12 protein-coding genes are annotated in these 13,629 nt (G+C 40.8%); 5 read left to right on the top strand and 7 right to left on the bottom strand.

What is annotated here, in order from left to right:
* The first annotated feature begins 460 nt into the window (after positions 1 to 460).
* On the top strand, positions 461 to 616 hold the full coding sequence (locus ACT3SX_RS10045; protein WP_194196142.1) for a DUF1328 domain-containing protein: 156 nt from the start codon (positions 461 to 463) through the stop codon (positions 614 to 616).
* A 187-nt stretch (positions 617 to 803) separates the two neighbouring features.
* On the opposite strand, the gene ACT3SX_RS10040 is transcribed toward ACT3SX_RS10045, so the two are convergent.
* The 5 genes from ACT3SX_RS10040 to ACT3SX_RS10020 all read right to left on the bottom strand — a co-directional run bounded on the left by ACT3SX_RS10040 (position 804) and on the right by ACT3SX_RS10020 (position 4,571).
* Positions 804 to 1,097, bottom strand: coding sequence for a 4a-hydroxytetrahydrobiopterin dehydratase (locus ACT3SX_RS10040; RefSeq protein WP_442069812.1), 294 nt, complete (start codon positions 1,095 to 1,097; stop codon positions 804 to 806).
* 401 nt (positions 1,098 to 1,498) lie between these two features.
* Positions 1,499 to 1,792, bottom strand: a complete 294-nt coding sequence (locus ACT3SX_RS10035) for a GNAT family N-acetyltransferase (protein ID WP_442069814.1) — start codon at positions 1,790 to 1,792, stop codon at positions 1,499 to 1,501.
* 138 nt (positions 1,793 to 1,930) lie between these two features.
* Complete coding sequence (locus ACT3SX_RS10030) at positions 1,931 to 2,881, bottom strand: fatty acid desaturase family protein (RefSeq protein ID WP_444761719.1); 951 nt, start codon at positions 2,879 to 2,881, stop codon at positions 1,931 to 1,933.
* A complete protein-coding gene (locus tag ACT3SX_RS10025) occupies positions 2,850 to 3,260 on the bottom strand; it encodes a hypothetical protein (protein WP_442069818.1) in 411 nt (136 codons plus the stop codon). The genes ACT3SX_RS10030 and ACT3SX_RS10025 overlap by 32 nt, the downstream gene beginning before the upstream one ends.
* 78 nt (positions 3,261 to 3,338) lie before the next feature.
* A complete protein-coding gene (locus ACT3SX_RS10020; RefSeq protein ID WP_442069820.1) occupies positions 3,339 to 4,571 on the bottom strand; it encodes a flavin reductase family protein in 1,233 nt (410 codons plus the stop codon).
* A 433-nt stretch (positions 4,572 to 5,004) separates the two neighbouring features.
* Between ACT3SX_RS10020 and ettA the strand changes: the two genes are divergently transcribed.
* A complete protein-coding gene (gene ettA, locus ACT3SX_RS10015; protein WP_442062638.1) occupies positions 5,005 to 6,666 on the top strand; it encodes an energy-dependent translational throttle protein EttA in 1,662 nt (553 codons plus the stop codon).
* Positions 6,667 to 6,761: 95 nt separating this feature from the next.
* Positions 6,762 to 7,175 carry a hypothetical protein gene (locus tag ACT3SX_RS10010; RefSeq protein WP_442069822.1) on the top strand — a complete coding sequence of 138 codons (414 nt, stop codon included), beginning with the start codon at positions 6,762 to 6,764 and terminating at the stop codon, positions 7,173 to 7,175.
* Between the two features lie 24 nt (positions 7,176 to 7,199).
* Here ACT3SX_RS10010 and plsB read toward each other — a convergent pair whose 3' ends face one another.
* Positions 7,200 to 9,965 (bottom strand): glycerol-3-phosphate 1-O-acyltransferase PlsB, encoded by a 2,766-nt coding sequence (gene plsB / locus ACT3SX_RS10005; protein ID WP_442069824.1) that lies wholly within the window; start codon positions 9,963 to 9,965, stop codon positions 7,200 to 7,202.
* Positions 9,966 to 10,332: 367 nt separating this feature from the next.
* On the opposite strand from plsB, the gene ybaK reads away from it, so the two are divergent.
* On the top strand, positions 10,333 to 10,821 hold the full coding sequence (ybaK, locus tag ACT3SX_RS10000; protein ID WP_192519812.1) for a Cys-tRNA(Pro) deacylase: 489 nt from the start codon (positions 10,333 to 10,335) through the stop codon (positions 10,819 to 10,821).
* Positions 10,822 to 10,928: 107 nt separating this feature from the next.
* Complete coding sequence (locus ACT3SX_RS09995) at positions 10,929 to 11,303, top strand: 5-carboxymethyl-2-hydroxymuconate Delta-isomerase (RefSeq protein ID WP_192519813.1); 375 nt, start codon at positions 10,929 to 10,931, stop codon at positions 11,301 to 11,303.
* Between the two features lie 103 nt (positions 11,304 to 11,406).
* Here ACT3SX_RS09995 and ACT3SX_RS09990 read toward each other — a convergent pair whose 3' ends face one another.
* A complete protein-coding gene (locus tag ACT3SX_RS09990; RefSeq protein WP_192519814.1) occupies positions 11,407 to 13,227 on the bottom strand; it encodes an acyl-CoA dehydrogenase C-terminal domain-containing protein in 1,821 nt (606 codons plus the stop codon).
* Positions 13,228 to 13,629 lie beyond the last annotated feature (402 nt).

Here is a 13,629-nt window from a genome sequence, read left to right as displayed (position 1 = left end):
TCCATATTGATTGTCCTTAATAGATTTTTGACAAGATATTGTTAAACGAGTTTTTTAGATGAATGGTTTGTTATAAATGACTCAGGGGCTGAACAGACTAAAAAAGTATTCTTCGCCTACTATTTATAACAGATTATAGGATAAAAATAACAATGAAATAACAATGAATAAGGCGTTCTTCACCATCACTACACATAAGCCTTAGAAAAATCTGTAGAAGACGAAAATTCAATACAAAGATTACATAACTTACCGACTTTATTACCAAACTGAACGTCTTTTAAAAATATATCTTGTTAGCCTATAGGTATAAGGATTTGTAATCAATACTAAAAAATAAAACTAATATCAAGCAGAAAGAGAAAAACGTTGCTATATATTATTTGATATCTATTGATAGATACTAGTGGTATGACTTTCACTGTCTGATATTTATTAATAATAATTTAAGGAGAAGATTATGTTTCGCTGGGCTATTATTTTTGCTGTAATCGCATTGTTGGCAAGTTTTTTAGGCTTTGGTGGTGTCGCTGGACTATCTGCTAATTTGGCATATATTTTCTTAGCGGTTGCTGTTATTCTATTCATCGTCGCGTTCATAAGTCGCAAGATGTGATAATGAGACATAGAAGATTAAATAAAAAATCGTTAAACAAAAAAAGTCCTCATAATATTATGAGGACTTTTTTATGGCTGATTTTTCTGAAGTGTTTATTTTAAAATATTTATCTGAGCACCAAATATGTCACCATGAAAAGTATAAGCATCAAAATTCTAAGCGTATGACTGTCAATTGAATTCGGTTATAAGCTTTTTGGTTGAATAATATACTCCATGCGTTTGGCGAGACGAATATCATGACTGGTGATGCTGTTACTGTCATTGGTTGTTAAACGTACTTCTACAATATTGTATATATTGCGCCATTCTGGGTGGTGCTCAAGTGTTTCTGCATAAAATGCCGCTTGATTCATAAAGCTCATAGCTTCAATAAAATTGCTAAAATGATAGGTTTTCACGATAGCGTTGCCATCGCGCTCCCAACCAGTCAGTTCTTCTAATTGTAGGTCAACTTGTTCTTGAGATAAACTGCTCATATGAATAACCTTTATTGTTATATTATAGCCAGCCATATATAAGTAAATATAGTGTTAGGCTTGCTCAGTCTATTATTTGACATAGTTTCGCATGCCTTTCTTATATCTAAATTGTTTTGTACCAACTATAAAGTGGTTTTTTAAAAATATTAGTCGCAACATTATGACTACAGCTGCTATCTAACATCATATCTATCACACTTTTTATCCTACCATCAACGGTACTAAAAAAATTTAAGCGGGCTTTATTTTGTAATAATTATAGGGTAGAAAACCCGCCTTTATTTGCTATCTTGCCATATATTTAAAGATAAATACACCGGATTAGATAACAAATTAGCAGGAGGGTGGTGTAGTGTTAATAAGTTTATTTTTGATAGCTGATATATTTTGGAGTTAGGTTAGAGTAAGTCTTGATATTCAGGGTGTTTACTGATGTATGATGATACAAACGAGCATTGAGGTACGACTTTTTTGCCATTCTCACGTGCATAATTAAGCGCGTGCTTGACCAATGCCGATCCGACGCCGCGTCCACCTAGTGCTTGCGGTACGATGGTGTGATCGTAGACTAGCTTATCATCTTGCTCTTGATAACTTATATAGCCAATATGGTCATCGATAGCAGTCTCAAATCGTTTGGTTTCTATATCATGGGTGATCTTTATAGGTTGTTCAGCAGTTTGATTGCTCATTGCTACTCTCCGTTATTATAAAATGTCATTTGTTATTAGGTACTATGATTATAAAGCGACCTGATTTTTAAAGTCGATACATATTTTCATTATCTAAGCGATCTAAAGCATGAAGTACATGCAATACGCTTTAATGCGTTAAGCATAAAATAAAGCTTGGCGCATGACTGGGGGAAGGTATTTCCCCAACCCACGTATGACAGGAACGTCTTTAGTCTCTTCTTTGACGGCATGAGTCGATGCGGGTGATTGTGATTGTAAATAAGCTTGCCATTCTGCTGTTCTTGGTTTGCTAAAGTAATGGATGCGCCCCATGACTTGTCGAAGTTGACGACCAAAGCGCCCAGTATTATAAGGTAGCTCGTATTTTTGGCATATGGCCTGTATTTTCGGAGCGATGCGAGCATAGTGTCTGGCGGGCATATCAGGAAAGAGATGATGTTCAATTTGATGCGACAAATTCCCCGTCAAGAGATGAAAAAATTTACTGCCTTTTATATTGCTAGAGCCAAGAATCTGGCGCACATACCATTCACCCTTGCTTTCATTTTCATCAAGCTCAGTATAAACATGAGCCTGCTCCGTGAAATGTCCACAAAATATCACGGCCCAAGTCCATAAATTACGAGCAACATTGGCCGTGATATTGCCACTCAATGTCGTCATAGCACTACGCCGACCTAATAACGCTCCTGCTACAGCAGGTAATGCAATATAGTCTTTGCCGACCTGCCTTGCCATTTTGGCAAATAGGCCACGAGATTTAGGCTGCATGATTGCTGCTAGCTGTGGAGACTCAGCATATTCATCAACACTAATCTGAATGTCATGAAAAGCAACGGCCCACTCAAACCCTAAAGCCAAAAACATCGTATTAAGTAAGTTGTAGCGATCGCTTGGGGTCCAAGGTTGCTCATCCGTCACGCGAATTAAATGATAACCGACATCGTGGTCACGACCAACGATATTGGTAAATGTGTGATGCAAATAATTGTGCGAATGCTGCCATAGCGGGGCAGGGCAAACGATGTCCCAATCAAATTTTTGGCTATTTAGATTAAGGGTGTTGCATCCAGTCATATTGCCCATGCATGACATTGTGTCCCAGCTCCATATTGTTCAAAATTTTGCTGAAGCTGAGTAAAGAGGTGCCAAGTAGCCAAGTCGCTATCAGGCCACGTTTGGATGGCATACGTCCAGCCGCCGCGAGTAAACCACGTGAGACAATCTCGCTGTAGACCACGGTGGCGTGTACACGTTGAATATAACGTGCATCTTCGCTGCCTAATGAACTCATAATGTCTTTATATAGCGTGTTTAATTCATCAGCCAGTGCGTCACTGCGTGCTTTTGGTAGCTGTGCACCTGTTAATGTTGGATAGAGCTTTTGTTTCGATGGTATATCCGTAGCTGTCGAAAATGCAGATACGGCAGACCGTGCAATGAACATAGGCGGTAATAAACGCATAAAAACTCCTTAACTAAGGCGACTAATATCGGATGAGACAACGAATGTTTAAGAATGCTTGTACATGTTGCATATATCTCAAATATCTAATACCACATCGGTCATAGCGATATTGATGCAGGTTTGAATAGACTCGTAGCCCTCATGGCTGATCTTGCCTGTTTGAATGTTTTTTACCACACCGCTAACTTTATTACAGCGGCATAACTGGCAAATACCCTGCCTACAACCGTTCGCCAGTCTTACGTCTGCATTTTCAGCAGCAATCAGTATGGTCGTGTCACTGCTAAACTGCCTGTGCCGAGACCGTAAATAGACAGTGTGTTCTTCTACAGATACCGTTTTATCGAATGTTTGATAGTCATCTATGTTGAAACCAACTAGAGCATTACCAAAGCTCTCTACTATGATGTTATCACGTAGCTGCTTATTTATAGGGGAGGGTATTTCTGCGGTAGCTTTATATAAGCCAGCTAACAATGCTTGCGATCCACACACAAATATCTGCGTCTCTGCTAATGGCAAATTGAGCGCGCGCAAGCTGTCAGAGCTGAGATATCGTGTGCCAGCCAAATAACTATTGGGGTCTTCTGTATTGATAAAGTGATAGTTAAAATTTGGATAACGATCTTTTAATTGCCGCCAATGTTCTAAAAAAGGTGTCTCTGCCAGTGGCATGCGACTGTAATATAGCAACGTGACAATATGACCAGCCTCCAGTGCTTGTGTAATAAGTCCCAACATCGGAGTAATGCCACTGCCGCCGGCTATGAATAATAAGGGTAATGACGTCGGTAAAGTTTGCTGATGTTTAGTTGGCGGTGTATCAATTTTTGACTGTACATTGAGTTTTGACTGTGTGAGCGTAAACTCGCCACTTGGTAAACCACTATCGAATATCGTACCGAGTTCGGCTTGCTGTGTTAGATTATTAGATACCAATCCTTGAGGTTTGATGGCAATAGTAATGATATGTGACTGTTTATTCTTAGTATTGTCGATGCCAGAATATAAATATAACGGTTGCTTCGGTAACCCAACCAATGAGTAATGACGCTGATGATGAACGCCATTGATAATGACCGTTAAGCCAATGTATTGACCACCATGCCAGCCATTCTGTCGATCAAATACTTGTCGATTAAAGGCATAGTTGCCTTCGAAATGTAAAGCAATTAAGTCATGATTGAGTACTTGCCGTGCAATCAGTCGCAACTTAGGCTGGGTCCATGACCAAAATGGATTCACGTGTGAGCCAACAAAGTCAATAAACGCACGTTGGATAATTTCAGGGCGATAGCCAATAGCCATAAACAGGTTACCTTTTTTGATGCTTTGATGCTTTGATGCTTTGATGCTTTGATGCTTTGATGCTTTCTGAGTGAGTGCTGTTTAAACTATCTCAGACCATCTTGTTAAGATAATCTAATATTTTAAAGGTTATTGATTAATTTTTCGTAAGATTTGATACTGCTTTTTGTGGTCTTTATAAAACAGTTATGAATCAAAATGTTAAACAAGATAATTCGACAGTCCATTTCATTTCTGCTTTTTGTTGGAAAGCGTCATACTCAGTGACAAAAGCAGTAAAACAAACGCTAAAACAATCTGTTGGCTTGCAGGGTATGCGCCACAATGCGATAATGACTTATAATGTGTAACCCTGATTTTGAGGTATGGCGTGCTTGGCATCATTGCTAAGTATGATTTGCTAGCCTCTTCTATGCAGTCTATCGGAGTGTTAATGGCTCAATATATCTACACGATGAACAACGTGTCAAAACTTGTTCCCCCTAAGCGTGAAATTCTAAAAAATATCAACCTATCATTTTTCCCAGGTGCCAAAATTGGTGTATTGGGTATCAATGGTTCAGGTAAATCAACCTTACTGCGCATTATGGCAGGCGTGGATACTGAATTTAGTGGCGAAGCACGCGCGCAAGCAGGTACCAAAGTCGGTTATTTGCCGCAGGAACCACAGCTTGATGACAGTAAAGATGTACGCGGTAACGTTGAAGATGGTATGCGTGAAGCGCTAGATGCGCTGGCACGTTTAGATGCTATTTATGCTGAATATGCCGAGCCTGATGCTGACTTTGATAAGTTGGCTGAAGAACAAGGCAAGATGGAAGACATTATCCAATCTTGGGATGCGCATAATCTAAACACTCAATTGGAAAAAGCGGCTGATGCATTGCGTCTGCCACCATGGGATGCTGATGTCAGCAAGCTATCTGGTGGTGAAAAACGCCGTGTGGCATTGTGTCGTCTGTTATTGTCTCGTCCTGATATGCTGTTACTTGATGAACCGACCAACCATTTGGATGCCGAATCAGTTGCATGGCTTGAGCAGTTCTTGCAAAACTACAGCGGTACTATCGTTGCCATTACGCATGATAGGTATTTCTTAGACAATGTGGCGCAGTGGATATTAGAGCTTGACCGTGGCCACGGCTATCCGTATGAAGGCAACTATACTGAGTGGCTAGAGCAAAAGAATACGCGTCTAGAGCAACAGAATAAGCAAGAAGAGTCATTTGCTAAAGCGCTGAAAAAAGAGCTTGAGTGGATTCGAAAAAACCAAAAAGGTCAACAAGCCAAGTCTAAATCTCGTGTCCAGCGTTTTGAAGAGTTGAACTCAACAGAGTTCCAAAAACGTAATGAGACCTCTGAGATTTATATTCCGCCTGGTCCACGTTTGGGTAATAAAGTTATCGAAGTTAATGATATCTCCAAGTCATTTGGCGATCGTTTGCTTTATGAAAACCTAAGCTTTAATGTACCAGCTGGTGCAATCGTAGGTATTATTGGCCCTAACGGTGCAGGTAAAACCACGCTATTTAATATGATCACCGAGCGCGATACCCCAGATACTGGTTCAGTTGATTTGGGTGAAAGTGTTAAAGTGGCCTATGTCGGTCAGGTACGTGACCATCTAGACGACAACAAAACTGTTTGGGAAGAAGTCTCTGATGGCCTCGATATCATTACCGTTGGTGACTACACCACACCAAGTCGTGCCTATATCGGTCGCTTTAATTTTAAAGGCTCAGATCAGCAAAAACACGTGGGTCAATTATCAGGTGGTGAGCGTAACCGTCTGCAATTGGCGAAAACGCTAAAGCAAGGCGCAAACGTATTGCTGCTCGATGAACCATCAAACGATTTGGATATCGAAACCTTACGTGCACTAGAGGATGCGGTTCAAGTATTCCCAGGTACAGTAATGGTCGTATCGCATGATCGCTGGTTCCTTGATCGTATTGCTACTCATATATTGGCATTCGAAGAAGAAGGCCCAGTTTGGTTCGATGGTAACTACACTGAGTTTGAAGCCTATCGCAAAAAGACGATGGGTGATGATGCCAGTCCGAAGCGTGCTAAATATAAGAAGATTTCGACTTAGAGTAAATTCAACGAAAAACCACGAATAATACATTATTGTTGCAAAAAAAAGGCATAACTTAGGTTATGCCTTTTTTGTTGTTTAAGAGATAAATCATGGAAAAAATACTCGATATTTTAAGTCTGGCATCTATGTTTGCAATGATAGTATTGCCTATCGTGATGGTTTATAAACATCAGTTTTCGCAGAAATCTCGTCTGGCTTCTTGGCAAGTATTTGTTATTGGTATAGTCGTGGTTTGGTTGTTGGTTCAAGTCGGTGTTTATTTTACCGATGCCTATCTACAAGCTGAGCTTGATGCCTTTGATTTAGATGGAAACGGCTTTTTTACGTCGGATGAAAGGAGTGAGGCACAGCATCAGGCTATGATGAGGATGACTTCAGATACAGGTAGGGCGTTGGCACCTGTTACTGGTGCCATATTTGCCTTTGGCTACATGTCGATACTTATCATCTTTTTTAAGCTGGTAGGTATTTTTATAAAAAAAGAGCCAAGCATAGAAGCTTGACTCTTTTTATGATGATCGCAAAACCTAACGCTTACGGCCAAATTTACGCTGCTTTTTATTACTAATTTCAGTAATAGCATGGGTGATTTCGGCATCGTCTAAGCTGGCGACCTGTTGCAAAATTTTCATCATATCAGGCGTCAGCACGTATTTAGCATGATGAGCGATGTCATGGATACGTTGATCAAAAGTAAGCACGCCTGTTTCACTGTCTTTTTGTAGATAGTCGAGTCGCGTTAGTGCACTGATGAAGCTAGTGAACAAGGCACGATCAAAGAAATCAGGAATGTCATCGGCATATAGCACCGACAGACGCTGTCCAAGTAGATGGCACAAGTCTACAACTTCATTTTCGGTTAGATTACCCGAGCCTTGCTGGGCGAGTAGAGCAAGGGTCATAAAGTAACGCTCAAGACTCTGTCCAACGGGCGTTGCAAGTGCTTGCAGTTGTTGGTAGTGCTTGCTATTCGACTCAGGAACGCTGAGTATGTCGTCACCGAGTTCTACAATTAGCCCGTGAGAGAGTAAGTTATCGACTTTTTTGTCGAGCGTATCGGCTAAGCTATGTGCTGGATAATACAAAAACAGTTCAGTCTGTAAAAATGGGTACAACTGCTCAGCGATACTGTCTAAACGGCTACGTCTGATGCGGCCATTGCGAGCGACTAATGCAGATAAGAAAGACAATAAAATAAACACATGCAAGATATTATTGCGGAAATAACTGAGTAGCGGCGCTTGCTTGCCTGCGACCTGAATGATATCACCCAAAATGTGCGGCGTTCGTTCGATAAGTTTGAGCTTAATGCCGTAATCGATGATTTGCTGCGGCGTCATGTCGGTAACTACGCTATCATCTGAGTAGGCCAGTTGTTGGGCCAAATCTTGGTAGAGCGCAATTTGCTCTCGGCAGCTATTTTCATCTAAAGCTGCTTTGGGTGCCGACAGTAGCACTAAAGATAACAGTGATACGGGAGTCACCACTGCTGCTTTATTGATATGCTGCATGATTTTTACACCGATGTTGTCGACCATAGAGCTGGCCTTGTCATCCATAGGTGTATCCGTGCGATCTGCAGGTAAGCTATTGGCTGTCACATCGAATTTTTTCATAAACTCGGTAAGGTGTAGTGGCGTACCAAAGCTTAAGTGTACGTTGCCAAAAATACGCTCAATTTTACGACCCGCTTTGATTAACCCAATCAAAGATTCAGACTCTTTTGGCTTACCTTTAAGTTCGCCAATATAAGTGCCGCCTTCCATAATACGCTCGTAACCAATGTAGGTGGGAATAAAGACGACAGGCTTATTGGTTTGGCGTAATTGGCTATGCACGGTCATGGCTAGCATGCCCATTTTCGGTGGCAGTAAGCGACCTGAACGTGAGCGACCACCTTCAATAAAGTATTCTATGGGCGTGTTTCGAGTGATTAATGTGTGCATATACTCGCGCAATACAGAGGTGTATAACGCGTTGCCACGAAAACTACGACGAATAAAGAACGCAACGGCACCGCGTAGCAAAGGCCCTAATACCGGCACATCAAGGTTATCACCTGCTGCCACATAAGGAATACTTAATCCGCGTTTATAAATCACATAAGACAGCAACATATAGTCGATATGGCTGCGATGAGATGGCACATAAATAATTTCATAATCGGTGGCCAGCTCACGTACTCGCTCAAAATGATGCACATCAACACCATCATATAACTGCGTCCACAACCAGGTTAAAAATCGGTCAAAGACACGAATGATGGGGTAAGAGTAGTCGTTGACCATCTCATTGGCATAGCCTTTTGCCACGCTTCGAGCTTCGCGGGTCGTTGTGCCTGTTTCTGCAGCTTCTGTCTCTATTGCATGCTTGATGGCAGGTGAGTACACTAGTTTATCTACCAGGTTACGGCGGTCTGATAAATCAGGACCGAGCATGCTGGCACGTTGTTTGTCTAAATAAATCGACAGCTGTTGCTGCAATATACGAACCAGTTCGCGATTACTATCAGCGGTTGCTACCAGCGCATAATTTGGTGCTTTGTCAGTCTGTTCTATGCCATTATCGTTGTCTAGATTATCTTTTAAATCAGCAGCTAGAGAATCAAAAATAGCAGGTCCTTCTATATTACCTGTAAGGCTATCATTGATGAAGGTACGCAAATCTTGTGGTGGATGAAATTGCACAAAGGTATCGCGTCCCATTACGCCAATATTAAATAACTGTTTGGTGATACTAGGGTCTTGCCAGTTATCAGCGGTCAGTAGCTTAAATAGGGAGTCTTCTTTTTCTGGTGCACGTCCCCATAGGATAGATACTGGTACCAAACGCACTTTGAGATCTGGATATTGCAATACAGCAGATACGAGACGTGATAGGCGCGGTGACAACTGACTGTCTTTAGCATTTGGATGGTTCAAAAAGATAATGGCTGCATTTTCTTTAATATTATGAGTAGTATCTTCTACGCCAACTAATGCGGGTGGCAAATTGTACTCTTGCGTCTGTAAGTCAATCAAAATACTATTGGAGCGTGAATACTCTTGTAGTACGTAAAAACTGATCGTCTGATCGTCAGCTTCAAACTCCGGTAACTCACCTAATAGTTTAGGTTTGACAGCCACATCGAGCATTTGACCAGACAGCTTGCGATAAATCTGGTTTATTGGCGCATTTGAATAAGGCTTAGTAGTGCTTAGGTTGGCATCAGTAGTAGCCGCTTTGTTATTTGTGGCTGTCGCTTTGACAGTCCGTTTTTTTAGAAACTTATTCTTTAAGAAACTGGGTATCATAATGAGTATCAAAAGTAGTTAAATATATTGTGCTTATAATGCCATAAAAGCCATCAAAGCGATATATACTGCTAATATTAGTATTGAGGGATTACTCATTTGTGGGCTAAAGTTTGTTTTATACATTCTCCAATAGTTCGAATAGGGGCTGTTTTTAATCCAAACGATGGTCATCTAACTGGGCTAAAAATAGCCAAATATCGTTAAATGGCTGGTCAATATCCCTATATTATCTGTGTTATTTTTCTCGTTTGATGGTAGTTTATCTTTACCATCATTTTTAGAGTGAAGACATATTCTAGGGAGGATATGTCCTCAATGATATTATTATTTACCTATTCCTTTCATTAAAATACGTTAAATTACTATGACTCCAGCTATCAATCTTGCCAAACAGCAAAATCTTGACTATCAATTGCACGAATATATTCATGACAGTAATGCGCCTTCCTTTGGTTTAGAAGCTGCAGAAAAGCTCGGAGTGGATGTCACACAAGTTTTTAAAACTTTGGTCGTCATGACAGAGTCGGGTACATTGGCTGTTGCTATCTTGCCAGTTCATAAAACGCTGAATTTTAAGAAAATGGCGAAAGCCTTATCTGCTAATAAAGTGCTATCGTGCAAAAAAGTGCAAATGGCAGAGCCAAAACAAGTGGAGCGCAGTACTGGTTATGTGTTGGGCGGTGTTAGCCCATTAGGTCAAAAGAAACGCTTAGCGACTATCATCGATAGCTCAGCAGAGTCTCAGCCTACGATTTATGTCAGTGCTGGTCGCCGAGGATTAGAGATTGAGTTGCCACCTTTACAGTTGGCTAGCACGCTTAAGGCACATTTTAGTAACATTATTGATGATTAGATTGTTGACTAGATTGCTGATGACTAAAAAGTATTGTCGCTGATATCAAATACGTTTATTCTTTTATAATAATTTTACTTTTACTCATGTTTTATAAGGATATACTCATGCCACACTTAACCTTGCAAGCGACTCCTAATGTCAGTATCCCTCATGAAGAGTCATTGCTTAAGTCTCTAAATCAAGCACTATGGAATAGTGGACATTTTGGTAAGCCAACGGATATCAAAGCACGCATCGTACCTCTTGAGACATTTTTGGTTGGCGTAGAAGATGATGAACAGGTGAATGGATTTGTCTATGCTAATTTTAAATTGATGGCAGGCCGTGATCTGACCATACGTAATGAGTTGTCTGAGATATTAATGACGACATTAGAAGCAGAGCTGGCAACAGCACAATCAGATCGTACCTCTCTACAAATATGTGTTGAGGTTGTAGAGTTAAGTGCAGTGTATAAGAAAAAAGTTTTAGGCAGCTAAGGTCAGAACGATTGAGCCAAATATCTCAATGAATATCTGTTACGTACAAAAAAGCGCCTAAATATAGGCGCTTTTTTATGCATCGTTGATTAGTTTTTTAATCCTAGTCTAGGAAAGCAAAGTTTTCGATATCCATTGACGTCATGCTTTCACTTGGTGCGACCATTGATTCAGCATGACCTGAGGTACGTGGCAACAGCTTATCAAAGTAGAATTCCGCAGTCTGGATTTTTGCTTTGTAGAATTCTGGCGCTTCAGTACCACCGTTTTCAAGCTTGTCATAAGCAACAGCCGCCATACGTGCCCAATGATAACCCATCATCACATAGCCTGAGTACATTAAGAAATCCTCTGAAGCAGCAGAGATAATTTCACGATCTTTACGTGCCATTAGCATCAAACGTACTGTTAAAGTATTCCACTCAGCACACAGCTTAGTCAGTGCCCATACAAACTTGCGCATGTCTTTATCAAGCGCATACTCGCCACACCATTTCATGATACTTGAGGTGTAGTCGCGAATGATCTTACCTTTAGACTGTAAGATGACTTTACGACCTAACAAATCTAATGCTTGAATGCCAGTGGTGCCTTCGTACATGGTCGCGATACGGGCATCACGAGCAATCAGCTCCATACCCCATTCTTTAATATAACCATGGCCACCGTATACTTGCTGGCCGTGTTTGGCAGCTTCGATACCTAGCTCGGTTAAGAAGCCTTTTAAAATAGGGGTGTAGAAACCTAATTTGTCATCCCACTTTTCAAACTCTTCGTCATTGCCGTTGGCGATACCTTGTGCCATTTTGTCCGCATAGCGCGCTGAGTGATAAATCATCGAGCGACCACCTTCAGCAAAGGCTTTTTGGGTCAGTAGCATACGACGTACGTCAGCATGATGGATGATGGCATCCGCTACTTTTTTAGGTTCTTTAGTGCCAGATAGCGTACGCATAGAACGACGGTCTTTTGCATACGGTAGTGCATTTTGGAATGACAATTCTGTATGCGCCAAACCTTGGATACCAGTACCGATACGTGCGGTGTTCATAAAGGTAAACATGGCTTTTAAGCCTTTGTTTGGTTCACCAATTAGGTAACCGACTGCGTCATCAAAGTTCAATACACAAGTCGCTGATGAGCTAATACCCATTTTGTGCTCGATAGAACCACAAGTGACGCCATTACGTTCGCCTATTTCGCCATCAGTATTTGGCAAAAATTTCGGTACGATAAATAGCGAGATACCACGTGTGCCTTCTGGTGCATTTGGTAGGCGAGCCAATACGATATGTACGATGTTTTCCGTTAGGTCATGTTCACCGCTTGAGATGAAAATTTTGGTACCGCTAAGTTTGTAAGAGCCATCATCTTGTGGAATGGCTTTGGATTTGACTTGTCCCAAATCTGTTCCACATTGTGGTTCAGTCAAGCACATAGTACCAGCCCAAGAGCCTTCAACCAGTTTGTGCAAGTAAGTTTCTTTTTGCTCGTCTGTACCATATTGCAAAATGGTATTGATGCAGCCTGTTGATAAACCAGGATACATTGCCCAAGGCCAGTTAGCCGTACCGATGATTTCCGCTTTGATTAGGTTGATAGACATAGGTAAGTTCATGCCACCAAACTCTTCAGGGTACGAAATACCTTGCCAACCGCCTTCGACAAACTGATCATAGGCTTCTTTGAAGCCTTTAGGTGTGGTGACTTCACCATTGTCAAAATGACAGCCTTCTGCATCAGCTGGCTGATAGATCGGAGCAAGGACGTTTTCGGCAAAGTCAGCCATGCCTTGCAAAATCATATCAACTGTTTCAGAGTCTGCGTTTTCGCCATTATCCAAATCTTTATAATGGGTTTGAAAGTCAAAAACATCATTGATCAAAAACTTGATATCACGTAGAGGTGCTTTATAAGTTAACATAATCATTCTCTTTGGTTGTTCGCTATCATAGACTGTTGGCTTGGCATATAAGCCACGGTTTATATCAACGATTATTTAGTTATTTTAGTAAAGGTAGGTAGTATCAGTGATTGTCGGTAAAATCTATAAAGAACAGCTCATCCACTTTGATTGCCGTTAAGGTGTCTTAGCTAAAATGTTTGTTGTGGCACTGATATCAGTATAAGTCTTCTATAGCCACAAATATATAACTAATAACTAATATTCATGTATTTTAAGTTAAATTAAAAAAATTAGTTGTGTTTAAAATGTCACTTTTGGTGTAATGGACAAAATTCATGCTAGCGTAGAGTCTAACGCTATATACTGTCTATATTTGCAAGGAATCAACGCTATGAATCAAAAAACTGCCCTTTTTGTAGC

The organism is Psychrobacter sp. AOP31-B2-9 (assembly GCF_052378005.1).
Classification (GTDB): Bacteria; Pseudomonadota; Gammaproteobacteria; order Pseudomonadales; family Moraxellaceae; genus Psychrobacter.
Note: the sequence above shows the minus strand (reverse complement) of the source record. Positions and strands in the feature narration are given on the sequence as shown.